This window comes from Maribellus comscasis (genome assembly GCF_009762775.1).
GTDB lineage: Bacteria > Bacteroidota > Bacteroidia > Bacteroidales > Prolixibacteraceae > Draconibacterium > Draconibacterium comscasis.
Genome location: NZ_CP046401.1, coordinates 3872870 through 3898525 on the forward strand (window position 1 = coordinate 3872870; position 25656 = coordinate 3898525).

The 25656-nt window shown below is 38.9% G+C and carries 19 protein-coding genes; 6 read left to right on the plus strand and 13 right to left on the minus strand.

Annotation, left to right across the window (positions count from 1 at the left end; translation table 11 throughout):
- Nucleotides 1-9: 9 nt before the first annotated feature.
- Nucleotides 10-1752, minus strand: coding sequence for a sensor histidine kinase (locus GM418_RS15330; RefSeq protein ID WP_158867832.1), 1743 nt, complete (start codon nucleotides 1750-1752; stop codon nucleotides 10-12).
- A 181-nt stretch (nucleotides 1753-1933) separates the two neighbouring features.
- Between GM418_RS15330 and GM418_RS15335 the strand changes: the two genes are divergently transcribed.
- Together GM418_RS15335 and amrB are read left to right on the plus strand one after the other, a co-directional pair.
- The gene (locus tag GM418_RS15335; protein WP_158867834.1) at nucleotides 1934-2842 is read left to right on the plus strand and encodes a hypothetical protein; all 909 of its coding nucleotides are present in this window, start codon (nucleotides 1934-1936) and stop codon (nucleotides 2840-2842) included.
- 144 nt (nucleotides 2843-2986) lie between these two features.
- Nucleotides 2987-4084, plus strand: coding sequence for an AmmeMemoRadiSam system protein B (gene amrB, locus GM418_RS15340; protein ID WP_158867836.1), 1098 nt, complete (start codon nucleotides 2987-2989; stop codon nucleotides 4082-4084).
- A gap of 6 nt (nucleotides 4085-4090) precedes the next feature.
- On the opposite strand, the gene GM418_RS15345 is transcribed toward amrB, so the two are convergent.
- From GM418_RS15345 to GM418_RS15360, 4 genes are all read right to left on the minus strand, one after another.
- Nucleotides 4091-5083 carry an aldo/keto reductase gene (locus tag GM418_RS15345; protein WP_158867838.1) on the minus strand — a complete coding sequence of 331 codons (993 nt, stop codon included), beginning with the start codon at nucleotides 5081-5083 and terminating at the stop codon, nucleotides 4091-4093.
- A gap of 128 nt (nucleotides 5084-5211) precedes the next feature.
- The gene (locus GM418_RS15350) at nucleotides 5212-6732 is read right to left on the minus strand and encodes a TolB family protein (protein WP_158867840.1); all 1521 of its coding nucleotides are present in this window, start codon (nucleotides 6730-6732) and stop codon (nucleotides 5212-5214) included.
- Between the two features lie 101 nt (nucleotides 6733-6833).
- Nucleotides 6834-7658, minus strand: a complete 825-nt coding sequence (locus GM418_RS15355) for a patatin-like phospholipase family protein (protein ID WP_158867842.1) — start codon at nucleotides 7656-7658, stop codon at nucleotides 6834-6836.
- A 75-nt stretch (nucleotides 7659-7733) separates the two neighbouring features.
- The gene (locus tag GM418_RS15360) at nucleotides 7734-9218 is read right to left on the minus strand and encodes a Gfo/Idh/MocA family protein (RefSeq protein WP_158867844.1); all 1485 of its coding nucleotides are present in this window, start codon (nucleotides 9216-9218) and stop codon (nucleotides 7734-7736) included.
- A gap of 293 nt (nucleotides 9219-9511) precedes the next feature.
- Here GM418_RS15360 and GM418_RS15365 point away from each other — a divergent pair, with 293 nt between their 5' ends.
- Entirely contained in the window at nucleotides 9512-10234 is a 723-nt protein-coding gene (locus GM418_RS15365; protein ID WP_158867846.1) for a peroxiredoxin, read from the plus strand.
- A 114-nt stretch (nucleotides 10235-10348) separates the two neighbouring features.
- Here the strand turns inward: GM418_RS15365 and GM418_RS15370 are convergent, their stop codons facing one another.
- A complete protein-coding gene (locus GM418_RS15370) occupies nucleotides 10349-11851 on the minus strand; it encodes a Gfo/Idh/MocA family protein (protein ID WP_158867848.1) in 1503 nt (500 codons plus the stop codon).
- Nucleotides 11852-12179: 328 nt separating this feature from the next.
- Between GM418_RS15370 and GM418_RS15375 the strand changes: the two genes are divergently transcribed.
- Nucleotides 12180-12716 carry a peroxiredoxin gene (locus tag GM418_RS15375; RefSeq protein WP_158867850.1) on the plus strand — a complete coding sequence of 179 codons (537 nt, stop codon included), beginning with the start codon at nucleotides 12180-12182 and terminating at the stop codon, nucleotides 12714-12716.
- A 101-nt stretch (nucleotides 12717-12817) separates the two neighbouring features.
- On the opposite strand, the gene GM418_RS15380 is transcribed toward GM418_RS15375, so the two are convergent.
- The 3 genes from GM418_RS15380 to GM418_RS15390 form a co-directional block, all read right to left on the minus strand.
- Complete coding sequence (locus GM418_RS15380) at nucleotides 12818-16063, minus strand: TonB family protein (protein WP_158867852.1); 3246 nt, start codon at nucleotides 16061-16063, stop codon at nucleotides 12818-12820.
- Nucleotides 16063-16422 carry a BlaI/MecI/CopY family transcriptional regulator gene (locus GM418_RS15385; RefSeq protein WP_158867854.1) on the minus strand — a complete coding sequence of 120 codons (360 nt, stop codon included), beginning with the start codon at nucleotides 16420-16422 and terminating at the stop codon, nucleotides 16063-16065. The genes GM418_RS15380 and GM418_RS15385 overlap by 1 nt, the downstream gene beginning before the upstream one ends.
- Before the next feature lie 336 nt (nucleotides 16423-16758).
- On the minus strand, nucleotides 16759-19221 hold the full coding sequence (locus tag GM418_RS15390) for a TonB-dependent receptor (protein WP_158867856.1): 2463 nt from the start codon (nucleotides 19219-19221) through the stop codon (nucleotides 16759-16761).
- Nucleotides 19222-19728: 507 nt separating this feature from the next.
- Between GM418_RS15390 and GM418_RS15395 the strand changes: the two genes are divergently transcribed.
- Nucleotides 19729-20022, plus strand: a complete 294-nt coding sequence (locus tag GM418_RS15395; protein ID WP_158867857.1) for a CD225/dispanin family protein — start codon at nucleotides 19729-19731, stop codon at nucleotides 20020-20022.
- 1 nt (nucleotide 20023) lies between these two features.
- Nucleotides 20024-20422, plus strand: coding sequence for a DUF2752 domain-containing protein (locus tag GM418_RS32080; protein ID WP_158867859.1), 399 nt, complete (start codon nucleotides 20024-20026; stop codon nucleotides 20420-20422).
- A gap of 15 nt (nucleotides 20423-20437) precedes the next feature.
- Here the strand turns inward: GM418_RS32080 and GM418_RS15405 are convergent, their stop codons facing one another.
- From GM418_RS15405 to GM418_RS15420, 4 genes are read right to left on the minus strand one after another with little or no spacing between them, the layout of a single operon-like run.
- Complete coding sequence (locus tag GM418_RS15405; RefSeq protein ID WP_158867861.1) at nucleotides 20438-21730, minus strand: AmpG family muropeptide MFS transporter; 1293 nt, start codon at nucleotides 21728-21730, stop codon at nucleotides 20438-20440.
- Entirely contained in the window at nucleotides 21723-23066 is a 1344-nt protein-coding gene (locus tag GM418_RS15410; RefSeq protein WP_158867863.1) for a SpoIID/LytB domain-containing protein, read from the minus strand. Before GM418_RS15410 ends, GM418_RS15405 begins: the two co-directional genes overlap by 8 nt.
- Nucleotides 23067-23085: 19 nt before the next feature.
- Nucleotides 23086-24081, minus strand: a complete 996-nt coding sequence (locus GM418_RS15415) for a DUF4922 domain-containing protein (RefSeq protein WP_158867865.1) — start codon at nucleotides 24079-24081, stop codon at nucleotides 23086-23088.
- Nucleotides 24082-24108: 27 nt separating this feature from the next.
- On the minus strand, nucleotides 24109-25572 hold the full coding sequence (locus tag GM418_RS15420) for a glycosyltransferase family 2 protein (protein ID WP_158867867.1): 1464 nt from the start codon (nucleotides 25570-25572) through the stop codon (nucleotides 24109-24111).
- Nucleotides 25573-25656: the final 84 nt, after the last annotated feature.

Sequence of the window (25656 nt, forward strand, 5' to 3'; positions counted from 1 at the left end):
TTAATCTTTTTAGCTTCTTGTGTAAGGAACAAACAAATCAAAACGACTGCCCTTTCCGGCTTCACTATGAACGGTAATCGCTCCCTGGTTGGCTTCCACCACTGCTTTCACATAACTTAACCCAAGCCCGAACCCTTTCACATTGTGGATGTTTCCGCTGGTTTGCCGGTAGAAACGTTCAAAAATTTTGCTTTGTACCGACTTGCTCATTCCAATGCCTTTGTCTTCAACCGAAATTAATACACCTTTGGGTTTGCTTGCAGTTGTAATTTTAATATCAGGTAGCTCAGCCGAGTATTTATTGGCGTTGTCAAGCAAGTTATAAATAATATTTGTACAATGCATTTTGTCGGTTGTAACCACCGGATTTTTCGCATTAAAGTGTGTCTCTATTTTTCCCTCTCGTTTTTCAATCTGCAAAATAATTCCCTGAACGGCATCCTGAATCAAATCGTGCACATCCACGGGTTCCCATAAGAATTCAAATTCTTTTTTATCCAAACGTGCAATAGTTAAAATATCTTCCACCTGCCGGTTCATTCGGGTGTTTTCTTTTTTTATCATTCCCGTAAAGTATTTTATTTTTTCGGGATTCTGAATTACTTTATTGTTGGTAATTGAGTCGGTGGCAACAGAAATGGTGGCGATTGGGGTTTTAAACTCATGCGTCATGTTATTAATAAAGTCGGATTTCATCTCCGATATTTTTTTCTGACGCAGAATGTAAAAAATGCTCAGACTAAACGTGACCAGAATTATCAGCGAAAAAAGAAAAGAGGCAATGAGCAACCAGTTTAGCGAGCGATAAATAAAACTATCGCGTCCCGGAAAAAACACAGCCAGTTTCAGGTTTTTTTGAATGATATCGTGCGGGTAAAGTTCAATTTTGTAATCTGTATTTAACAGTTTTAAGGAATCGCTTGTTCCCGTTGGATTATCCAAAAAACTGCTGTCTTTTAATATGGCATATTCAAAGTCGATAGGAATATCTTTGTTTGCCAATTCTTCTGTCAGTACTTTTTTGATGAGCGTTGTATCAACGTTTTGCACATCCCAGGCTGAAATTTCGGTAACTACCTGGTTGGCTATTCTTTTAAGTTTTCCGGCTTTTACCTCCGCCCGTCTTGAAATATCGGGTGCAACAACAGCAATCGTATCAAGGTTGGTTATTAAAGAATCAATTCTTACTAGTCCCACGGAATATATCGAATCGATATCGGTAATATTCGTTATAAAAGAGTCTTTTTTAATCATAAAGATATTATTTGTTGCCGAATCGTCGCCGGCAATAATAATCTTATCAATTTCTTGTTCCTCCCCGGTGTCAACGTCAAAACTATATTCATAAGTATTTACGGATGTTTTATTGTCGGAATCGATTTTTATTTCGAAACGAGCATTTTTTCGTTTTGGATTTACTTCACGAATAACACGCACAGGCTGCGGCGCGCGTTTTACCGAGTCGGGCAATAAAACACCAGGAGGGTGGGGTAGTGTTCTGAAAGAGATGTTTGACCTATTGGTGCTGCTCCAGTGAATCGAATCGGCAAAAGCCATCCGGTTTACTACATTAAAATTATGCAGATCTTCCAGTTTGGCTACCGTACTGTTTAATGCATCGTTTACACTTCTGCTGAACAATTCATTTTTAACACGTATTGCATTGTTCATCCAAACCAACTGCACGGTGATAATTCCGAGAATTGAAATTCCCATTAATACGATTAAACCTGTAATAATCTTTTTATTCATTCTGAATTTTCTGTTTGAATTCTCTGGACTGAACTAAAAACAGTTCAAATATAGATATTTAAGTGGGTGTAAATCTGATTTTAACTTTTCCTTAACAGATTTTAACCGGGCTTTAACTGATTGATAGTTTGGTTGTAAGTTATATTTGTGTCGAAATAGAATTGAATTAAAATTGAAAAATATGAAACGAATTTTTGGGATTACAACGGTACTTGTATGTGCAGCATTTTTACTTTCTTCATTTTCATTACGCGAAAATCCACAGGATCCTCCGCGTGGAAAAAAGAAGGAACGGCACATTAAATTGGTAAAGGTTGATGAAGATGGAAATAAAACAGAACTGGATACCATTTTAAGCAACGACGATTTTTTTGTGTGGAATGGCGATACGATAGGAGGAGGTATGAAATGGTTTTCGAAAAGAGAATTTGTTCCTGATTCCCTGTTGGGAGACATGGATTTTGATTTCGATTTTGATGTTGACAGCCATGGCAAAGGAAATGTATTTGTGTTGAAATCGGATGGAGATTCAACTTTGGAATATCGCTTTGATATGAGAAAGGACGATTTGCACGGCGATCACGATGTTATGGTTTGGCACGGCGACAAAGGGGAAAACCGCATTTTTGTTGCGCCAAAAGTTCCGGGAGTTCCTCCTGTACCACCTGTGCCACGGCTCCATTTTTTGGAAAATGCAAACACTGAAAATATTATCGATTTGAGCGATCCTGGCATTATTTCCTATAAAAAGAAAAAAATGAAAGATGGGAAGGAAAAGATTACCATTGTCAGAACTGAACCCGGTAAAGTTAAAACTCGGAAAGTGGAAGAAATTATAATCAACGAAAAAGGAGGTCATGCCACTTCCTGGAGTACACCCAAAGTTCATAAAGTGGTTGTTGCAAAAACGAAGGACGGGAAAACCCGGATTTCAGATGATGAAAATGTATTTCATTTAGACGGAGAAGAAGAGACCGTTAAAGTCATTCAGGAAGAGGGGAAAGTAATTCGTATAAAAGAAGTAAAAAGAGGCGACAAAAAAGATGTTGAAGTGGAAGTAGAAGTTGAAGAAAGCGAGGAAAATAATTAAACAGCAAATTCGTTCTTGAAAAACAGACTTTTTACCTTATTTCGATTTCATGTATTCGTTAAGGTCTGTAAGCCGATTCTGTAAAGAGTCGGCTTTTTGTTTGTTAAACATGATTAAAATTTTGTATATTAAGAAAAAAATAGAATGAAAACTGCAGTTTGGCTCCCGGCATTTCTCCTTTTGTATTTATTCACTTTTTGTAATCAGATGAAGCCTCCGGATAATAAAGGTCTGAGAATCCGGGAAGTTATTGATACCATTGGTTTTGCTCATCTCGACTGGCAGATGGATTCTGTTGTATCGCGTATCAATTCTCAATTTAAAAATGAGTTGGAAGAAGTAAATCAGGACAGCAGTTTATTTTGGAAAGCTGCGATTTGTCCTCATGATGATTATACCTATGCGAGTTGGTTGTATCCTGCAGTTTTAAAAAATGTAAAATCGAAAACACTTATCATTTTTGGAGTTGCGCATAAAGCTGCTTTGTTTCATCTGAACAACAGAATTGTTTTCGACAGTTTTGACGCATGGAAAGGACCTTACGGAGATGTTCGCGTTTCTCCGTTGCGCGATCAAATTATTGAAAAGTTACCCAAGGATCTTTTTGTTGTTCATGATAGTATGCAAATGGTGGAACACTCCGTTGAGTCGATGATTCCATTTTTGCAGGAGCAAAATCCGAATGTAGAAGTCATCAGTATTCTTGTTCCCTTTATGTCACTTTCAAAAATGGATACTATTTCTTTGCAACTGGCAAATGCAATCCACTCACTTGCAAAAGCACAAAGCCTGAACTGGGGGCGGGATTTTTCAATCCTTATTACTACCGACGCCGTTCATTACGGTGATGAGGATTGGAGCGGATTGGATTTAGCCCCGTTTGGAACCGATAGCCCGGGGACACAAAAAGCGCTTGAAAAAGAAAAGAGGATTATTGAAAGTTGTTTTACCGGGGAGTTAACCAGCGAAAAGGCAAACCTGTTTTTTAAAACTACCGTTAACGAGGATAATTTTAAAGAATATAAAAGGACATGGTGCGGAAGATATTCCGTTCCGTTGGGGTTAAAAGTTGCCGGCAACCTGCAAAAATTACAAAAAACAAAATCCTTAAACGGGGTCCCTTTGGGCTATCAAACTACGATTGATCACCCTGAACTTCCGGTTAAGGATTTAGGCATGGGTAAAACCGCAATCGCAACAAATCGTCACTGGGTCGGTTTTACAGCTGTTGGTTTTAATTAGCCGGGATTATTTCAGAACTGTTTTATCAACTTCGTTGGAAATAAATTTAAATTCTTCTTCTGTTAATGAGATCAAAGCAGCCTTTGCATTCTGAACCGACTGCTCAGCATTTCTTGCTCCGGCCAAAGCAATTGTAATTCCGGCCCGTTCTATGGTCCATTTTAAAACCAATTGTGCCAGAGTCGCTCCTTTTTCTTCTGCTATTGGTTTTATTTTATTCAAAAGTTCGTTTGTAATTATAATATTTTCGTCGGTGAAGGCACCATGTCCTGCGCGGTGGTCTCCTTCCTGGAATTCATATCCGGGTGTAATTTTTCCGGTCAATAAACCTCTTTCCATCGGACTGTAAGCCAGCACCGATTTTCCCTTTTCGATACAATAAGGAACGGTTTTATCTTCCACGCCGCGGTTGACCATGCTAAAAGGAATTTGGTTGGAAACCAGTTTTACTGCCTTTTCTGCTTCAGCCATTTGTTCCGCACTGTAGTTGCAAACGCCGGCGTAGCGAACTTTTCCCTGCTCTATTAATTTTGCAACGGCCTCAAATGTCTCTGTAATAGGGGTGGTTGTGTCGGGCCAGTGAATTTGGTATAAATCAATATAATCTGTTCCCAGTCTTCGAAGGCTGTCCTCGCATTCTTTAATTACCCGTTCCTTTCCGGCATATTTATATATGTCGATGTCTTTTCCTGTGTTGTTTTTACTTTTAAAATAAAATTCGCCTTCTGTTCCATCCCAACTCATCCCGAATTTGGTAAGGATTTGCAGTTTATCGCGGGGAATTCCTTTTATCGCTTCTCCTACTATTTCCTCACTTTCACCTTGTCCGTATATGGGAGCCGTGTCGATGGAGGTTGCACCTAAATCGTACGATGCCCGAATGGCTTCAATTGCATCGTTACGTTCTGTTTTTCCCCACATCCAGCCACCGGCTGCCCAGGCTCCAAACGTAATAACGGATACCTGTAAATCTGAATCTGCTAATTTTCTATATTCCATAAAATAAATATTTTGAAGAATGAATGAATTATTCGTCGGTCAATTGTAAAACTGACGAAAAGATATAATGTTCAAATCAAAAATGCAAAACCAATTTCGGTACAGGCATTGGTTTTGCCATCCGATTTTTATTTGCTTGAATTGCTTACAAATGCAATGTGTTTGCTGTCGGGAGACCACGAGGGAACATTAATTGTGCCCTGACCGCCATACATATAGGCAATAACTTTTGGTACCCCCCCGTTAACAGGCATTAAACGAAGCATTACCCGTTTGTATGAAGGGTGTGCATTTACATCGATTGTCGGGGGGAATGAAATCATAACCATCCATTTTCCATCGGGCGAAATATGTGGAAACCAGTCGTTGTACTCATCAAAAGTAATTTGTTCTTTTTCCGAACCATCAGGTTTCATGCGCCAAATCTGCATGGTGCCCGATTGGCTGCCGTTGTAATAGATGTATTTTCCGTCGGGCGAATATTCACATCCGTCAACATGCTCACCGGGTTTATTATCGGTTAATGCGACTTCTTTTCCTCCCTTTATTGAATTTTTGTAAATATTGTACACCGGGACTCCATTTCGCCGGGCAACATAAACTACATCTTTGTTATTTGGCGCCCATCCGTGCCAGTAAGAAGGAACTGCATTTGTTATTTCCTGCGGGGTACCACCTTCCAGTGGCAAAACATAAACTGACGAACCCCGACCTCCTTCACCGTCGCGGCTGTGGCTGATCGCGAGCAATTTTCCGTCAAACGAAATTCCGTGGTCATTGTTAATCTGATCGGCAAAATCGGTATTGAGTTTTTCCAAATCGCCGCCTTCAACCGGAATTTTATACAAAGAGCCATCCATATTAAAGAGCAATTTATCTCCGTCGGGCATCCAGTTGGGTGCTTCAAAACGACTTGGTTTTTCAAAAATTACTTTTCTTTTTCCATCAAAAACATTCATCATTTCCAGCCGGCATCCAATCCATCCTTCGCGTCCTGCATTGTAATCTTTGGCCACAGGCTGATCGATTCGTACATTCCATATTTTTGCCGTTTCGACAACATCAGGGTTGTGAGAGCAGATAAACAATCCGGCTAAAACTTCATCTTGGAATTCCATTTCTGTACTTCCAATTTCCTGTAAGGGTTCCCAGGGGTGCGCCGCCCTGAAAATGATTCGTTTGCCAACCCGTTCCAATTGGAGTATTTCATAATTGGGTTTTGTTGCAAAAATTTCATCCTGCGGGTCGCGCATCAGAGCTCCCTGCAGAACGCGCCACTGCAAAACGGTTAATCCATCGCCATGCAGAACCGCAGAATAATGCGCTGCATTATCCTCTTCTGATTCACGCACCATCCAACCCATTTTTCGGTGGGGATCTACTCCTTCACCTTCAAAAGAAAAATTCGCAGTTAAAATAAAATCACCCTTTATTTTATTAAACAAATAGCGGAATTCATCTTTTCCAAACCAAATATTATAGCCGGCACCCTTTAAAGTATACTCCTGCGTATTTTTATCGTAGGCTGCGAAACCTTCTTCTTTGGGTTCGCCAATATCTTTATTGAAATGAAAAATTCCCACATTCTGCTGGGCAAAAACAGTGGAAGAAGCTAACATGATAAAAAGTATTAATAGATTTTGTTTCATAGCAGGTTTATTTCGTTTGTTAGTGAAACCCTAAATTACGAAAAAAACCAAAAAGCAGTTGGCTTTAAAAATTTATTTGTGATTGTAACAATAAGGGCGGTTTAGTTTTTTGTGTTTTTTGCCAGACTTTTTTGGAGTTCCAGTATTTTTTCAAGATCAACAGAATCGAAAGCGTGGGCAATGTATCTTTCACTCTCCCGTTTGCCAACTTCGTATATTTCCCGGGCCTTGTTGAAATTGAAGGTAGTGAAATCGCGGGCTTCGGGAGGTTCAATAAGAAAATCGCAGAGTTTTTTACTTTCCTCAACATTTTGTGCAATCCCTAACCTGAAACACCTTTCAGCAACCGTCATTAACCCTTTTACTTCATCTTCAGGACCGTTGTGGTTGACATGAACACCAATAAGTACTTCGCACTTATCGCGGATGGAAGCTGCGGGAAGGTTATTTAAAAGTCCGCCGTCAACATAGGTTTGCCCGTCAATAATCTGAGGTTCAAAAACTACGGGTATCGATGCTGAGGCAAGTACCCATTGAAAAAGTTTTCCTTTAGATTTTATCTCAAAAAGCCCGCTGTTCAGATTTGTGACTGCACAGTAAAAAGGAATCTTTAAAGCCGAAAAATCATCCTTTTCGATTTTTTCCACCATCACCTCCTGGACTTTATCCATATCAATCAGGCCGCTAAACGGAAGGTGCCAGTTAATCAGTTTATGAAACTTACGCGACGATACGATTTCAAGAATTTCTTTGGGAGGGTACCCGGCAGCATAAAAAGCCCCTACAATTGCTCCCATGCTGGTTCCTGAAATTATTTTAGGTTTTATACCGTATTTCTCAAGCGTTTCCAAAACACCAATATGGGCAATTCCTCTTGCTCCGCCGCCACTTAATGCTATACCAAACCTGACTTTTTTACCTGGCATTTGTTGAAAGATTTATGGTTTCTGATAAAATTAAAACAATCCGGTCAGTAGCAGAAATTTTGCAACCTGATATTTTTAAATCTGTTCCCAACCTTGTCGGTAGGTATGCCTTATCCATTCTTCGGTGGTTTCAATTGCCGGCAAAGTTGTATAATCTTTCTGGAATCTGGGATCCCCGTTTACGATTTTAAAATTATCTTTTGTAAGTACCCGAATCTGGTCGCTCGGACTGATGTTGGTAAAACGCATATTTGGTCCGTCCCAAAGTAGTTTTTTTTGCAGACTTTGCAAACGAACCGCCAAAACTCCCATAACCACCATTTCATTCAGTGGGCCGGAATAATTAAAATTGGAAGAGGCTTCAAGTCTTGCATTTTTATCTTCTTTGCAGGCTCTTATCCAATCCTGTTCATGTCCTCCTTCAAGTGCGTTTGAAATTCGGCGGATTGATTTTTCAGGTTGTTCAAAATGAGTCATTTCTTTGGTAGGCAGCAGTGTTGGATTTTTGCCATAAGTTCCGCACATTATTTTGCCGCGGGTTCCGTAAAAAACACATCCACCGTCATTGTCACCCATTTGTTCTCCTCCCTCCAGTTCATCGGGGCGGGGAGGCATCAAACCTCCATCATACCAGTGAACCGTAACTTCGGGCATACCAACTTTAGGCAAATTGTCACGCCTTGGAAATTCATATTTTACAAATTCAGCATTGGGCGCCGATTCGGTATTTACCGGTGTTGACGAACCCTGCACTGAAGAAGGATATTCAAGTTTTAATGCTTTAAACACGGGATCGAGGATATGACAAGCCATGTCGCCCAAAGCGCCCGTTCCAAAATCCCACCATCCGCGCCAGTTCCAGGGATGATAGATTTCATTGTAGGGCCTCCATTTTGCCGGGCCGATAAAAAGATCCCAGTCCAGCGTTTTGGGCACACGTTGATCTTTTTCAGGACGTTCCAACCCCTGGGGCCAGATCGGACGGTTTGTCCAGGCATCAACACGGGTTATTTCTCCAATGGTTCCGGACCAGATCCATTCGCAGATTTGTCGAATACCTTCTCCTGAGTTTCCCTGATTTCCCATCTGGGTTGCCACTCCGTAACGGTTGGCTGTTTCGCGCAGAATTCTGGATTCATATACTGAATGTGTAAGTGGCTTCTGCACATATACATGTTTCCCCTCGCGCATAGCCATTACTGCCGGAAGTGCGTGTGAATGATCCGGAGTTGCTATCATTACCGCGTCAATATCTTTTTGTTGCTCAAACATTACGCGGTAATCTTTGTACTTTCTGGCCTGTGTCCAGCGGATAAAAGAGTTTCTTTCCGCATATTTCCAGTCAACATCGCAAAGCGCAACAATATTTTCTGTTTCCATGTTTCGCAGGTTGTTGTGTCCCATTCCGCCAACTCCAATTCCTGCAATATTTAATTTATCACTCGGAGCCTTATATCCAAAACCGGATATTACTTTTGAAGGTAAAATGGTCATCCCTGCTACTGCTGATGCCGATGTTCCAATAAAGTTTCTGCGAGAAATACTTTTCTTTTTTTCCATATAACCAATCCTGTTTTACCGGAGAATTTATGTGTGCAAAATAAAAAAAATATCAGGTATTACCTACTGATTAATCTTTCTGCAACCTGCTAATTCCAATATTTAGGCTCATTTTAATTTTTTTTAGCAATGAATTAATTAATTTTTACAATTAAGTTTTGTTGCCGGTAGTTACCTGGATTAACAGATTATTAACAAACTACAGTTGTGAATCTGATGTTTTGCTTGCAGTGGCAGTTGTCTTTTTTCGTCAGTAAACAATCTGCCAGTTGAAACCTAATAATTAATACTTTATGAAACGACTCGTTATTTCATGTTTAATTGTACTTTTTGCAATAACATCCTGGCCAAAGGAGAGTAAACTTCCGTTAATTGGAGACAAAGCACCTTCGTTTAAAGAGAATACGACCAATGGAATGTTAAACTTCCCCGAAGATTTTGGCAAAAATTGGAAGATACTGTTTAGCCATCCGCTTGATTTTACTCCTGTTTGTACCTCTGAATTGTGTGCCCTTGCATACGAACAGGAGAAGTTGGATTCATTGGGAATAAAAATCGCCGTGGTATCTATTGATGAAGTTGAAAGACATTTGTTATGGAAGGAGTTTATGGAAAGGATATTGAAGGATAATACAGGAAGTGTTAAAATCAACTTTCCAATTGTTGCTGACTTATCCGGTAAAATTTCAATGAAGTATGGAATGTTACATTCTTCCGTAAGCGATTCAAGGGATGTCAGGGGAGTTTTTATTATCGACCCTGATAACATTGTTCAGGCTATAAATTTTTACCCGATGAATGTAGGCAGAAGTATTGACGAGATAATAAGGACAGTTACCGCCTTGCAGCTAACCCGGAAGGAAAATGTACTTACTCCGGCGAACTGGAATCCCGGTGACGATGTACTCGTCCCGCACAGACCTTACTCAATTGATGAATTAAAAGAAAATCCTGAACTCAAAAATCAATTTTATAATGTTGGCGAATTTATGTGGTATAAGAAAATGAATAAATAGTACCGCCGCAAAATTGAGATGGAAGGTTTAGGATAGATAATTTCACAACAACTACAAATAAAAAGAGCGTTTGTAAAAAAACAAACGCCCTTTGAACTATTTATTAGTGGTAGATTAAGCCGGCATATCAGGCAAACTCCATGGTTTGCGGTAAGTGTGCTTAATTAATTCAGCAGCAAATTCTTTTGCAGGAACCGGGTCGGTCCATGTTTTCTTGAATGTTGGGTGACCGTCGTGAATTTCAAAACCGTCTTTGATAACTGTTTTAATGGTTTCATCGTCAGTTAAGTTGGTGAATTGCATATTGTCGCCATCCCAATCCAGTTCTTTGTACAATGATTGTAAACGAACTGCAAGAACACCCATTACCACCATTTCGTTAAATGGTCCTGCTTCACTGAAATCAGATGCAGTAGGAACGCGGTTTTCGGCGCTTTCTTTACAAGCACGAACCCAATCCATTTCGTGGCTGGTTTCAACCCTGCGTCGGAATTTCGGAGCCTCCGGCACGCGACCTGAAAGCAACCATGGGTCTCTTCCGTAACAACCGCAAATTAATTTGTCTTTTGTTCCGTGGAAGCAAACATAACCACCTGCATTATTTGGATCTTTTCCATCTGGCCAACCTTCCGGAAGCATAGGTTTGATTCCGCCATCCGACCAGTAAACATCAACTTCAGGTAAGTCAGCATTTCTTTTCATTCCTTTCCAGGCGCGTTTTGGTTTTCTTGCCGGATAAGTAAGTTTTACTGATTGAGCTGTTGGTGCACAATCCTGTAGCAATAAAGTAGAACTACCCTGTGCATGTATCGGGTAACCTAACTCAAGGCCAACAAATACCGGGTGTAGAATATGACAAGCCATATCTCCCAAAGCACCTGTTCCATAGTCCCACCAGCCACGCCAATTCCATGGATGATAAATTTCATTAAAAGGTTTCATTTTTGCCGGGCCTGTGAATAAGTCCCAGTCTAAAGTATCAGGAACCCATTGTCCTTGTTCCGGAGTATTTAAACCCTGTGGCCAAATTGGGCGATCAGTGAAAGCTTCCACTTTTGTTACTTCACCAATTTCACCGTTTGCCAACCATTCAGTGGTAAGGTTTACGCCTTCACCCGATGAACCCTGATTTCCCATCTGAGTGGCAACTTTGTATTTATCAGCCAGTTTGGTTAGTAATCTTGATTCGTAAACAGTATGCGTCAATGGTTTTTGAACATAAACATGTTTTCCCATTGTAATGGCATGGGCTGCAATAATAGCGTGAGTATGGTCGGCTGTAGCAACAACAACACCATCAATATTTTTACCCATTTCATCGTACATTTTCCGCCAGTCTTTGTATTTTTTTGCACCAGAGTAGTGTTCAAAAACCGGAGCGGCATATTTCCAGTCAACATCACAAAGAGCAACGATGTTTTCTTCCTGGAGGTTTCTCAGGTTAGAATTACCCATTCCTCCGATACCAACAGCTGCGATGTTCAGCTTGTCACTCGGAGCTTTATGTCCCAACCCTGCAACAGCATGTCTTGGCACAATTGTAATACCTGCAGCAGCGGCCGCAGTTGTTCCAAGAAAAGCCCTTCTTGAAACTGCTTTTTTATCAGAATTTTCCATAATAATTTGATGTTTTTAATTGGATAGGCATTTACCTGTATCAATGTTATTTTTCAAAAATCAGCTAAATATAATGATATTAAAGGTTAGTTCAAAGATCCGCTTCTTGTTATTTATACAACAGGAAAAGCATTTTTTTAAATTTAATGCGGGGATTAACATTAATCTGTTTTGAAATTTGTTCAAATTCAATGTTTTACTTTTCTGAAAATAGCTTTTTTCTATTCAGCTTAAAAAAAATCAATTTGATCGGGGATTGAGCATAATTTATATTTGCCACCTCAATTTTTAGTAAGTCTTAATAGTAATAACCTAAAAAATTTTGAATATGCTAACAGTTGGTGACAAATTCCCCGAATTTGAAAAACAAGCAGTAGTTTCCTTGGAGCCGGGAAAAGAGTTTAAACAAATAAGTTCAGAAAACATCAGCAACGGAAAATGGACCGTATTTTTCTGGTGGCCGCTTGATTTTACTTTTGTTTGCCCCACCGAGATTTCAGCTTTTAACGAGCAGTTTGATGAGTTTGAAAAGCGAAATATAAATTTGATCGGGGCGTCAATCGACTCGGAATTTGTCCATCTTGCTTGGAGAAATAACCATCCCGGTTTGAAAAACCTGAGATTTCCGATGCTCGCCGATACTTCAAAATCGCTTTCCGAAGAATTGGGGATTTTAGAAAAAGAAAACAAAATTGCTTATCGTGCCACCTATATTATCGATCCGGAAGGAACCATACAACATGTTTCGGTGAATGGTTTGAATGTAGGCAGAAATGTTAAAGAGACACTTCGTTTACTCGATGCATTCCAGTTGGGTGAACTTACGCCGTGCGACTGGGTGCCGGGTGAAGCAACACTGAACTAAAAGAGAACTAAATCGGAACTTCTGCAAGCAGAAGATCCTGTTGTGGTAAGTGGGAATAAAAAAAGGGGCTGGTTAAAAAGCCCCTTTTTAAATTTTTAAGTTTATTGTAGCATGAATCTCACTGTGATACGTAATGTTTTTCCTTCAAATTCAGGAATGTCAATTAAAGGATTTAATTGGATAACGCGCTGAACTTCTTCAACAAACGAAGCAGGATATTCAAATCCTTTTGCTGGTTTGACCTGTTTTTCAGGTGCATAACCAATAACGACAATTTCATCTAAATCGACTCTTTGTTTTGATGATTTAGTCGTTTGGACCTCTTTCCATGTTTTATTCTTTATTTTTACATTAACAACAACAGTTCCGTATTGTCCTTTTTCATGTGCCTCTATTGGATATTTTATCTGCTCGGCAATAAATTTTCGTAGCTGCAAAGGAGTTATAATTACTTCATTTTTTTTTGTTGTAATCGAAATCGCTCCATTTTGGGCTTTTTCACCGTATAAGTCTGTCGCCGCTTCACCTTTCAAAACATTTATAGCTTTGATGCTTTCAGGAGCAATGTCTGACATTGGCTCACTGTATTCTTCTCCGTCAACAACTATATATGGTTTGTTGTCATTATTTAAATCGGAATTGAATTTTGTTTTAGTGTTTACAATTACAACTCCGTTTTTTGCATTTTCAGCATAAATTTCTTGTGATGCTGTTTCTCCTTTTAAAATAGATATATTCGCAATATCGTCAACAGGAATATCATTGATATCTCCATCAAATTTTTTCCCGTCAACAACAATTGTTTTGTCGGTTGAATCAAAGGGCTTGTTTGATTTGGTTTCAATTAAAATTACCCCGTTTTTGACGTTGTTTGGATCTCCGTATAATGCCGCGGCTGTTTTACCTTTTAAAACGGATATACTTTTTATATCCTCCGGGTTTAAATAATCGATATTGTCCTTTTTCTCTCCGTCAACAAGATAGGCTGGTTCACCGTCAAATCCTTCGCCTTTGATTTTTATTCCGGCACTATTTTTCCTGTAACCGGTAACTTTTATTTCATCTTTTTTAGCTTTTTGCTCTGAAAGTAATTGTACTTCCATATCTGTATTTCCTTCAAAAGATACTTCTTTTGTCTGGTAGCCGACCATGGAAAAAATCAGCGTTTCGTTTTTGCTGTTTGTTTTCAGTTGGTAATTTCCATCCGTATCAGAAAGCGTTCCAACGGTTTTGCCCTTTAAAAGAACGGCCGCACCTCTTATTGCGTTTCCCTTTTCATCAGTCACTCTTCCACTCATGGTAAAATCATAATTATTAAGAGGTTTTCCGTCCCATCCTACTTTACTGTATTTTCGAATTTGTTCGAGTGTTGGTTTAAATTCAACAGGGACAGTGTAATATGAATCTACATTTTTACCATCCTTTTTGCCGGGTTTCCATTCCGGGAGATTATTTACAACCCGCAGGGCTTCGTTGTTTAAGGTCGGGGCGATACCTTTTGTAACTTTCGGATCCGTAACTTTTCCGTCTTTTGTAACGATAAACGTTATATAAACATTACCTTCAATTCCTTTCTGTAAGGCAGTCTCAGGATATTTGATGCTGTGAGAAATATATTTTTTTAAAGCGTCTTCGCCGCCGGGAAATTGAGGTGTCTCGTCTATATTGTAAAAAACTTCTTCAGATCCTGCTTTTCCCCCCTTTTGTTGTGATTTATATTCCGGAATCAGGATATTCTGTAATTTTATATCTTCATCGTGGACCAGTTCTACATTTATTTCCGATTTGTCTGAAACCTGAATCTCTTTTTTTTGATAGTCTATCATCCAAAAAACAAGGGTGGCATTCTTTTCCTCGAGTTCCAGTTTATAAATTCCCTCCGGATTGGTAATTGTTCCTACCGCCGCGCCTTTTACAAGAACAGAAGCACCGGGAATCGGATTGCCGTTTTTATCGCTTACTTTGCCGGAGACGGAATATTTGGATTTCACGTAAGAATTTGCATCAGCTTCCGAAACACTAAAATCAATAACTGTAGCATTTTGAGCTACATTGCCAAACCTTTCAATCGCTTCCTCCCCCGAGAAAACAGTTAATGAATTAAAATTTTCCGGCTTATTAGATTTACTTATTAATTTTCCATTTACCGCATACAAGCTTTTTTCAGTTGTCAAATTTGCTTTTTCTTCTTGTGTAGTTTCCGTCATTTTGTCAAATTCGGGACTAGAGCCCGGAGTATAATCGGAGGTGCGGATTACAAATTTAACATCGTCGGTATTTTCATCAATATAAAATAAAGATAATTGTACTTTGTTTTCATCCAGCTTTAATGCTTCGATAACCTCTTGTCCGGAAAATCCTTTTGAAAAATCCAAAAGACTCAGTGGCTCAGAATCAGTTTGAATTTCTTCTCCGTCTACAATAACGGCAAGATTTTTAAGCGAGGTATTTTCTGCCGCAGGAGTATTCAGTATTTCTGTTTTTACTTCGCGGGAAGAAAGACCCATAACCAAAACAGCCAGAAGAGGGAGTACAATCAATTGTTTTGCAAGGCCAAATTTATTTTTGGTTTTCTTTTTCATCATAATGATTCTGTTTTTTAGTTGGGAGCCATTTAAGGCGGTGAGAAAAGGTGCAACACCTTTTTTGTCGGCGAGAGCAACCATGGCCATTTGATAATTTTGCGGATTAAAATGCTGCGTGACCTGATCGTCTGTTTTGTACTCAAGGTTGTTTTTTACGGCATCTTTTATTAACCAGGCAAAAGGATTAAACCACTGCAACATAAAAAGTATCTCGGTGAAAAGGATATCAAGGGTATGTTTTTCTTTTACATGGATATTTTCGTGGCAAACAATCATCTCGAGGTTTTTGCTGCTGAGTGTTTTTTCAGAGAGTACAATTTTGCTAAAAAACGAAAAAGGATGAACATCTTTTTGGGTGATGTTTACAGGCGTTTCAAAAAGTTCTTTTTTTCGGCTTTTTTGAATAATCTGAATGGCTTTGAGGTGCCCCAGTAAAAGGTGAACTAAAAAGCCCGAAATTCCCAAAAAATAGATTCCCCAAAGATAGTGGTACCACTCCAGAACAAAAGCGGGTTCTGTAGCTGTTTCAGCATTTGTATTAGCCAGATAAGCGATGCTGGCAGTGTTGAAGTTTGCAGGTTCAATGTATTTTACCGTTGTAAAAGTAACAAGTGGGATGATAAAACTCAACACCATTGTAACCGGCAAATAGATGCGGTTAAAAACAAAATGTTTCTGATTTTGAAACAACATCAGAAATGCCAGGTAAAATGCACCCGCTCCGATCGCTGCTTTTCCAATGTAGATGAGAAAATGCTCCATCAATTTTTGTCTTTTATCATTTTTATCAGTTCCTCCAGCTCCTCAGCCGACAAACCTTTTTCTTTTACAAAAAATGCTACAGCATTTTGGTACGAATTGTCAAAATAGTCGCTAACCACCTGTTTCATAAACGGGCGACGGTATTCTTCTTTTGAAATAAGAGGAAAATACTGGTAGGTGTTTCCGTATTGTTTGTAACCAACAATTCCTTTCTCCTGTAGTAAACGCACAAGTGACGAAATTGTATTGTAATGTGGTTTTGGATCTTTGTACTGCTCAATAATGTCTTTTACAAATGCTTTTTCCAGTTTCCAGAGGATTTTCATTACTTCCTCTTCTTTTCGCGTAAGTTTTTTCATTTTTCAGACTTTTTAAAATGTCACCCTGAATTTGTTTCAGGATTTTTTATAAAATTCCAAAATAAGTTTGGAATGATTCAGAATAATATCACAAAAATAAAACTGATTTTTCAGTTTTGCAACTGATTTTTCAGTTTTATTTGTTTTAGAAGTAAAGATTTTTGACGAAACCGGCTTTGAGAGCATTGACTCCCGGGTAAAGAAAATTTGACTTGGTATTATTTGTTTGCTGATTTTTGTGCCCCGAATTGTTTTTTTACGATTATCATAGAAAATCAGGGCATAAAAAAAGCTACCCTAAACAGATAGCTTTTTATATAATTTGGCGGCAGCGATTTAATATTCTCCTTCCCCCGTGTCCATTCCTCCGTCTCCGCCGCCACCGTTTCGGCGTTCCTCTTTAAAATTGTTTATCTTGTAACTCATTGTGAGCATAACTACGCGCGGTTCTCTTTTCCATTCAAACCAGCTTTTAAAATTTTCTCCGTAAGATTCACGTTCAAATTTTGCTGTCCCCAGCGGATCACGAACACTAAGTGTTGCCGTGAGTTTGTTATCCCAGAATTCTTGTCGGTAAGAAACATTGGTAAAAATCATCGCTTTTGTTTCACCTTGCGCAGAAACTGAAGGACCACGGAAAAATCCCTGGAGTTGCATTCTTGAATTTTCGCTAAATTTTAAAGTCGTATTCATCCTACCGTCCCAGTTGGTACTTTCCCGGTCAATCGATTCTCCGTTTATATCACCGGTAATACGGTAATTAAACATGGAAACACTTGCATTAACCAGCAACCATTTTGTAAAGTTTACATTGCCTGTGAGTTCCAATCCGGTAGAATAATCTTTGTCAAAATTATCGGAGTAGAGGTAGTAAACTCCGTTCTCCTGCAATTCTTCAAAACGTTCTATTTTATTATTGGTTACCCTGTGAAATGCATCAAGTGAGATGTAGGAACGGCCAAATCTCTTCATGTAGCCTACTTCGTATGAATCGGTATATTCAGGGTTGAGTTGAGGATTACCAAATCGAATGGTATACCGGTTATAATAATTGGGTGCCGGATCCAAATCACGACCTCTCGGACGGTCTATTCTTCGGCTGTAACTTGCCATAAATTCATTGGTTTCCAACAGTTGATAGGAGAGGTGCAGTGTTGGGAAGAGGTCGAACCGGTTTAATGATGCCGATTCTGTTGCATTTGTATTTAAAATGTCTCTCTGAGTTAGTTCACCACGTAACCCAAGCATGTATTGAATTGCGCCTAATTTGTTGCTGAAAGTAGAATAAACAGCGTGAATTCCACGTTTGAAATCGGTTGTACTCGAATAAGTAGAATTTTCTGTCCATGTATCAGTAGCCTGACTATAATCTAAAAATTGGATTCCTTCAATTTCCTTGTCAATCCTGCTTTGCATCCCGGCTTCAAATCTGCCGTCTTCACTAAAAGGATAAGTGTAATCGAGTTTAAAACGAAACTCTTTTTCATCTTCCGTTTCCAGCGTTTTTACTCTGTCGAGATATTCGTCAGTTCTTACATAATTTTCGTCTGCCCGTATTTCACTTTCTTCTTCAGAATCCGTTCCCTCTTCATTGGAGTAATATGCCATCGCTTCAATCCGGTGCCCGTCGTTGTTAAATTTATGTTGGAAATTTAAACGTCCGCTGTAAAAGTCGTTTTCCCGGTCCGATATTTCTTCGGTAACCGCAAAATAATCGTCAACACCAGCAGGAATAGAGTAGAAGCGTGATTTTCCGCCTTCGTTTCGCGTGTTTCCTGATTTTCCTAATTCACCGGAAACTGAAAGGGTGGTCTGCTGTGAAAGAAAAAGTTCGATTCCTGATTTAAAATTATGTCCCTGCCTGACAAAGTTCCGATCACCGCCGATATCAATATAGGTAGTGGTATCGTTGGAATACGATTCGCGAAAAGAGTTCATTCCTCCGCCGTTGGTTTCGTCCCTCCAATCGGCGCCAACAAAGAAGTTAAAGTTGTTTGTACGATAATTTAAAGTAAAATCCCCACGATATTTATCTCCGCTTCCAATTGAAGCGTTTACAATTCCGTTAATACCATTCATTGAATTCTTTTTCATTACCAGGTTGATTATTCCCGCGGTTCCGTCAGGTTCATATTTTGCCGATGGATTGGTTATAATTTCAATATTCTCAATGGCGGATGAAGGAATTTGCCTCAATGCATCGCTACCGCTTAAAACGCTTGGACGACCGTCAATCAACACTGTAAAATTGGAAGAACCTCTTAATGATACGTTTCCTTCGATATCAACCTGTACCGACGGCGTGTTTTCCAAAACATCCACCGCTGTACCGCCTACAGCATTAATCATTTGGCTAACGTTAACAACTTTTTTGTCGAGTTTAAACTCAACCGGAGCTTTATCGGCTACGACTTCCACGCTGTTTAACTCCACTGCCGACGGGGCCAACTCAATATTCCCTGAATTAAAAAGCGGAGTGTTTTCGTTCAGAATTACTTCATCGATATTTGTTTTTTCAAAACCTATAAAATTGGCTTCAAGGTAGTACTCTCCATAGTTTATACCTTTGATTTCAAATTGTCCATTTTCATTTGTTATTCCACCGTTAACAAGTGTTGAATCCTTTGTATTATAGACAGCGACATTGGCGTATTCCATCGGCTGTCCTGTTGTTTCGTCGATGATTGCCCCTTTTATTACGCCAGGTTTATCATCATCGTCGTCTGTATTGTTGTTTCCCGTATTTCCCAGGGAATTTAAAGTGAAAAATATAAGTACTACTCCCAATAATTTCCTCATTTTTTAGTTTTTTGAATTTTTCTGTTTTTCTTATTGTTTGCTTACATATTAAGACAAAATACTCTTTTGTGAGTTTAATCGCAGAATTGTTAATAAAATGTTAAAGGAAGAGTTAACACTTAATTTGAGTCCAAAACAAAACGGAGTCGGTCGCGAATAATAAAAATTCTCAAATCAAAGGGAAGTAATAATTAATCAATTTTGAATAAGAATCTGGATGGTTTTGTGTTTGTATATTTTCTGATTTATAAATAGATAGTAAAAAACCACTCCTTACGAGTGGTTTAATAACAAAACTTAAAATCTATGGAAGAAAGAACCATCTGCCCTTTAATCCATATTTTACTGACTCCAATATACTGTAATGGTTTAACAATAAAATAAAAAGTTAACCAGAATAAAGATATTTTAACGATTTGATTTTATTTAAAGTTCCAAAGCTTAAATTTGTTACAGTCAAATAATAAAATAACCTAATTTGAAAATAAATTTTAACATGCTATAAAAATGAATAATCAACAGGAAGATTTACAGACACCTCCGGCCAACTATTTGGTTTGGGCTATTTTGACAACAATTTTATGTTGCCTGCCTTTGGGTATTGTATCTATAATTTATGCTGCCCAGGTTAATTCTAAGTGGATGGCAGGTGATTATGCAGGGGCTCAAAGTGCGAGCAGAAATGCGAAGATTTGGGCCTGGGTTTCCTTTGGTGCAGCAATTTTGGGAGCTGTTATCTGGTTTATATTAGCCGCACTTGGAGTTGTTGTTGGAGGGATTTTAGGACTTTTTGATTTTTAGGATGAGGATATTTTTACGAACAGGGCTGCTGATTTTGTTTTCAGGATTAGCAGTCCTTTTTTTTGTTTTGGATCCAATTGAGAATGCGCTTTTCCCCCGATGTGTTTTTCATTCGTTGACAGGATATTATTGTCCGGGCTGCGGGTCACAAAGAGCCATACACAGCTTGCTTCATCTGGATTTTGCCAGTGTTGTCCGAAATAATGTTCTTTTTTTACCGGCTGTTTTGCTGCTTATTTATCATTATTCCCATCCCATACTTAATAAAAGTTTGAATTGGAAATTACCCAACATTTTTTATCTCAAACAAACCCCTTGGATTATTTTGATTGTTATTGTGCTGTTCTGGGTTTTACGTAATATTCCCAACATTCCATTTTCAGTTTTAGCCCCTAATTGAAGTTAGGTTCTGATGCTAACTTTTTTCTTTTTCTTTTTCTTTCATTCCAAATTTTGGATCGTATTTCAAGTAATTAATAATGATAAACCCGGGAAGTGTGCATGCCATCACCCAAATAAAAAAGTACTTATAGCCGATCAATTCCTCAATCCAGCCACTAATCATTCCGGGAAGCATCATTCCCAAAGCCATAAAACCGGTACAAAGGGCGTAGTGTGCTGTTTTGTGCTGACCATCTGAAATGTATATCAGATATAACATAAAAGCAGTAAATCCAAAACCATAGCCAAATTGTTCAATAATAACAGAACCGGTTACTATCCATAAATTCTGAGGTTGAATAAAAGCCAGAAAAACATAAACAAGGTTGGGTAGGTTCATCGCAAAAACCATGGGCAGCATCCATTTTTTTAAACCTTGCCGGGAAACTACAATCCCGCCAAGAATTCCGCCAAGTGTTAATGCGATCATTCCTGCTGTTCCGTATATAAAACCAATGTTACTGGTGCTTAGACCAAGTCCGCCAACATCAGGACTATCAAGTAAAAAGGGAGATGCAAGCTTTACCAATTGTGCTTCCCCCAGGCGGAAGATTAAAATAAAAATAATGGATAATACAATTCCTTCTTTTTTAAAAAAGGAGATAAAAGTCTCGCCAAAACCGGCAAAAACTTGTTTTAGCGATTTTGCCTGACGTTTAGAATCGCTGGCAGGATAGGGAAGAATAAACAGGTGCCAAACAAAAAAGAGCGTAAACAAAGCTGCAATTATAAAAAATGTAAGGCTCCACGCCCATTGAATATCACTGGTGATTTTTTCCATTTGCCCGGCTAATATTACAAACAGTCCCTGACCTGCCAGCATTGCAATCCGGTAAAAAGTGTTTCTTATTCCGATAAAAAAAGCCTGGTCGTGTTTGGTAAGACCGAGCATATAAAAACCGTCGGCAGCAATATCGTGAGTGGCAGAACTAAACGCAAGTAACCAGAAAAAAGCAAGTGTATACTGAAAAAAGTTCCCGGCTGGAATTGTAAAAGCAACACCAGCCAGTGCACCGCCAATAATAAGCTGCATCGCCACAATCCAGTAGCGTTTGGTTTTCAAAATATCAACAATTGGGCTCCAAAGTGGTTTGATAACCCACGGTAAATACAGCCAGCTTGTATAAAGTGCAATATCGGTATTGGAAATTTCCAACCGTTTATACATTATTACCGATACTGTCATTACTAACACATAGGGCAAACCTTCTGCAAAATAAAGTGTTGGTATCCACGCCCATGGATTTCGAGTTGTTTGTTTAGCCATCCTGATATAGTTTTTTTATTTTGGCACTTCTAAAGTAATGATTTAATATTTTTTTGTACGAGTAGCCTTGTCCACCCATTACAGCAGCTCCAATCTGGCAAAGGCCAACTCCGTGTCCCCAACCTGCTCCGCTTAACACAATTTTCTGCGGAATTCCCTCTTCAACATCCAAATGATCTACTACAAATGCAGCGCTGTAAAGATGCGATTCCGATAACCATTTTCTGATTTCCAGTTCTTTGCCAACGGTGAGCGTCTTTTTTGTTCCGCGTATTTTTAGTTTGATTAATCTGCCTGAAACACCACGTTTAACGGGCTCCAGTTTTATTATTTTGCCAAAATCGATTCCCGAACGTTTTTTTATTAATTCTGAAATTTCTTTTTGAGTGTATCCCACTTTCCAACGGTAAAAATCGGTAGTGGTCTGGTCAAAATCGGGCAAAACCTGAGACAAGACTTTTTTATCGCTGGTGTTGCAGAATGCCGGCGGATTGTTGCGAATCCACTTTTCTGCATTGCTTTCATCTCCCAGATTAAGATTGAAATTCCGGGGACTTTTTTTGTTGTCAACCACTTTTGTTAAATACGGGTGGGTTACCGGTTCCCAAACATTTTCAAAACTTTCGGCTATGCCGCCGCAACATTTTGAAAAGCGCGCATCGCAAATTTTGTCGTCGTAAACGAGTACTTCTCCGCTGGTATCTTCCACTGCTTTTAACGCTTTTTCGGAGTGAATTTTGGTGATTCCCTGGTAACGCTGGCAGTGGTCGTCGGCACACACATCAAAATTGTGGTGATCTTCGCGATCATACCAACGAACGATTTCATCCTCTGTTTCATGCGATGTTTGATACAAGGCGCCGCCAGCCTGCAGCGACTTCGTTTTTTCAATTTGCGCCAGCAGCCAGCTTCGCGAAATTACAGCGTGCGCTTTTAACAAATCGGGTGAACTGGTGGCGCTCATTTCCGACGAAATCACACTTTTCAGGTACTCTTCCAAATCGATGATGTTTATCGCCCGCACTTTTTCGTGTTCCGGAATTAATTTTAAGCTTCCTTTAAATTGCTGGTTTTCTTTTTGTTCCCAGTGAAAATTTACGCCAATGATTACATTATTTAATTCAAAAAACGAATCGTTGTTTGTAGGCTGAAATATAAATTCGTTTGTTATTTCTGTTTCTTTTGAATTTTTGGAAAGTACAACTTGGCCGTTTTTTACAACAGCTTTAAATGTTCCGCTGAATTCAGAATTTTTGCTTGAGAATTGCCCTGAAAGTGCAAATTGTAGTTCTTCACAGGCAATTATTCCAACTTCAATTTTAGGTTGATTTTTCATCGTAAAGGATTTTTGCACGCTATTTCAGTCTGCTTATTTTTTTTAAGACCGGACTAAATTTTTCTTTCGAGATACTCACTTCCGAGTAGATTTCTTCTATTTCTTTTTTCGTAATTTTTTTAAAATCTTCCTCACGGGGTAAAACCAGAATTCCTCCCATCTCAACCGATGCCGGTCCTACAACAATCTTTTGCTCATCGTCTCTGAAAAAGTGGGATGGCCGTTGTTTTTCTCTCGGAAAAATAATAACTCTCCACTGATTTTTAGTATAATTACAAAGCACATTCAGCATTGGTTCTTCTCCGTTTTTTATGTCGAGTAAATCGAAAATCTGTTTAAATTTTTCTTCAAGCAACTCTTTTTTTGAGGCGACGATGGCGATAAACCGCCGAAGATAATTTTCGGTGGCAACTATTTTGATGTCGTTGGTTTGAAGGAGAATTTGCGAATGATTTTTTTCAAGTTCATCAAATTCTTTTTCCACGCGCATAATGTTTGTGCTTCCGGCCTGGAAATGAAAATGGTCGGGAGCAGAAGCTCCGCATTTCGGGCCGTTGTAAAAAACGGTGAAGTCGGGCAAATTTTTACTCAATTGCAGCATATCATGAAAATGAGACAAAATTTGTTGTGGAATATGTTCCCGGTTTGAAATTGTTAAATGTTTGGGGAAAATCGGATAGGGATTTGTTAAAATCAGGTATTTATTTTGGAAAAGAATTCCCTTTTGTTTTTGCTGCATATTTTTCAAACAAAGAAAACACGTGCGCCCGGCAAGACTTTTTGCATCGGTTTTTGCAGCCGAAGAGCGAATACGTTCGGCATTAAACTGAACCGTAATTTTAAAGTGTCCAAAATCAAAATTTTTGGTTTGAATAGTTGCCAAAGCACTAAAGTTTTTTGCAGCCACTTTCCAGGTTAATCTTTGCTGTTCTATAAGTGATTTTGCCTGTTCGTTAATACTTTGAACAGAGCCGAATTTCGAGAGTTCTTCTTGTGGGATAATTCTATTTTCCAACACAATTTTATTTTAGTGAATATATTTTTACTGCTTGCTATTACTGCGACTGACTAACTGCCTCAACCTCGCTTTCAATTCAATTGTTCGAATTCGGTCTTTGTATAAATTGTGCGCATTTAGTTTGTTGATATCCAGCGATGCATCAGTGTTATCTTCCCAGCGGCGGCATAAATACAATGGTTCATAAATCCGTCCGATTTTATATTCGCGTGAAATGGCCAGTCCAACCGCATAATCTTCACCATAACTAACATTGGGCATCTTTAATTCGCGCAAAACCGGAGTGTAAAATGCCCGTGGGGCGCCAAGTCCGTTAATGCGTAACGCGTTATTTGGCCCGTTATCCGGTGTCCATTCCTTGTGGTCAATGATTCCCGGTGGAATCTCCTCCAATGCAAAATTGGTCATTTGGTATGAGCCAATTACCATTGCGCACTTTTCTTCGTAAAATTGTTCAACGATTTTTTGCAGTGTATTTTCCGAAGAATACAAATCGTCACTGTCGAGCTGAACTGCAAATTTTCCGCAGTTTTTATCAAAAATGGCTTCATTCCAGCATCCACCAATCCCTAAATCTTTTCGTTTCGGAACAATATGAATGAGTTTTTTTTCTTTAGCATATTCGGCCAAAATTTCGGTGGTTCCATCGGAAGAATAATTATCAACTACAATTAAATTAAATTTAAAATTGGTTTTTTGATTCAGCGCTGAATTTACCGCATCTTTTATCGTTTTAATGCGGTTTCGCACAGGAATAACCACTGTTGCTTCTACCGGAAACTCTTCTTCTGAAAGATTGATTTCTTTATAGGGTGGATGCAAAAAAGCGCCAATTTTTTTCAAATGGCTGGTGCAGGCTTTTTCCATTTCAACTTGTTTTTCACGGGCAAGGTTGCTCACATAATCAAACTGTTTTTCGCCCGATTTACGGGTGTCGGTTTCAACCATGGTGAAAAGAAATTCCGGAATTCGAATCAATTCACCTAAACGCGATGCGTGCAACCGAAGTGCATAATATCCGGCCATGGAAAATTCGTCTTCCGCAAAACTTTTTAATACATCGGAACGATAAAACTGCACCGGGCCAAAGTTGAAATCGTCGCGCAAACTCCCTTCCTGGTAATCAATAACAGGGTGGTTTATCCGCTCACCATTTTTTATTTCCATGTAATCTGAATAGATCATTGCTGCCCCTGTATTTTTGGCAGCACCAGTCAAACGTTCCAGCGAAAATTGCCCGATTTCAAGCGGAGTGTTTTGCAAAGCAACAAAAGCAAATTCAGCTTTACTTTTTTGTGCCATTTGTTTTATAAACGAGGTTGACAAAGGCGTGCTGCTTACCAAAGTTTCAGCATCCTGAATCTGAACAGCCTCCGGCGCAACTATAAAAATTTGTTTCACTTCCTTAATTGCACGAAATTCTGAAACCAGTTTTTGCGTTTCTGCTGTTCCGCTAAATGCAAGAAATATGTCGGTTTTTTGATTCATTCGAAAGTTCAAATTTGAATTTTAACAAAGGTAGAAAATGGTAATTAAAACTACATTTTGTGTTTTCTTTGCAAGTGATGAGTT

Excerpts from the sequence above, each read along its gene's own strand:
- GM418_RS15365 (WP_158867846.1), top strand. The coding sequence starts at position 9,512 with ATGAAACGACTCGTTATTTCATGTTTAATTGTACTTTTTGCAATAACA.
- GM418_RS15410 (WP_158867863.1), bottom strand. The coding sequence starts at position 23,066 with ATGAAAAATCAACCTAAAATTGAAGTTGGAATAATTGCCTGTGAAGAA.
- GM418_RS15335 (WP_158867834.1), top strand. The coding sequence starts at position 1,934 with ATGAAACGAATTTTTGGGATTACAACGGTACTTGTATGTGCAGCATTT.
- GM418_RS15405 (WP_158867861.1), bottom strand. The coding sequence starts at position 21,730 with ATGGCTAAACAAACAACTCGAAATCCATGGGCGTGGATACCAACACTT.
- GM418_RS15420 (WP_158867867.1), bottom strand. The coding sequence starts at position 25,572 with ATGAATCAAAAAACCGACATATTTCTTGCATTTAGCGGAACAGCAGAA.
- GM418_RS15330 (WP_158867832.1), bottom strand. The coding sequence starts at position 1,752 with ATGAATAAAAAGATTATTACAGGTTTAATCGTATTAATGGGAATTTCA.
- GM418_RS15385 (WP_158867854.1), bottom strand. The coding sequence starts at position 16,422 with ATGAAAAAACTTACGCGAAAAGAAGAGGAAGTAATGAAAATCCTCTGG.
- GM418_RS32080 (WP_158867859.1), top strand. The coding sequence starts at position 20,024 with ATGAGGATATTTTTACGAACAGGGCTGCTGATTTTGTTTTCAGGATTA.
- GM418_RS15370 (WP_158867848.1), bottom strand. The coding sequence starts at position 11,851 with ATGGAAAATTCTGATAAAAAAGCAGTTTCAAGAAGGGCTTTTCTTGGA.
- GM418_RS15350 (WP_158867840.1), bottom strand. The coding sequence starts at position 6,732 with ATGAAACAAAATCTATTAATACTTTTTATCATGTTAGCTTCTTCCACT.
- amrB (WP_158867836.1), top strand. The coding sequence starts at position 2,987 with ATGAAAACTGCAGTTTGGCTCCCGGCATTTCTCCTTTTGTATTTATTC.
- GM418_RS15390 (WP_158867856.1), bottom strand. The coding sequence starts at position 19,221 with ATGAGGAAATTATTGGGAGTAGTACTTATATTTTTCACTTTAAATTCC.
- GM418_RS15355 (WP_158867842.1), bottom strand. The coding sequence starts at position 7,658 with ATGCCAGGTAAAAAAGTCAGGTTTGGTATAGCATTAAGTGGCGGCGGA.
- GM418_RS15395 (WP_158867857.1), top strand. The coding sequence starts at position 19,729 with ATGAATAATCAACAGGAAGATTTACAGACACCTCCGGCCAACTATTTG.
- GM418_RS15360 (WP_158867844.1), bottom strand. The coding sequence starts at position 9,218 with ATGGAAAAAAAGAAAAGTATTTCTCGCAGAAACTTTATTGGAACATCG.
- GM418_RS15380 (WP_158867852.1), bottom strand. The coding sequence starts at position 16,063 with ATGGAGCATTTTCTCATCTACATTGGAAAAGCAGCGATCGGAGCGGGT.
- GM418_RS15345 (WP_158867838.1), bottom strand. The coding sequence starts at position 5,083 with ATGGAATATAGAAAATTAGCAGATTCAGATTTACAGGTATCCGTTATT.
- GM418_RS15375 (WP_158867850.1), top strand. The coding sequence starts at position 12,180 with ATGCTAACAGTTGGTGACAAATTCCCCGAATTTGAAAAACAAGCAGTA.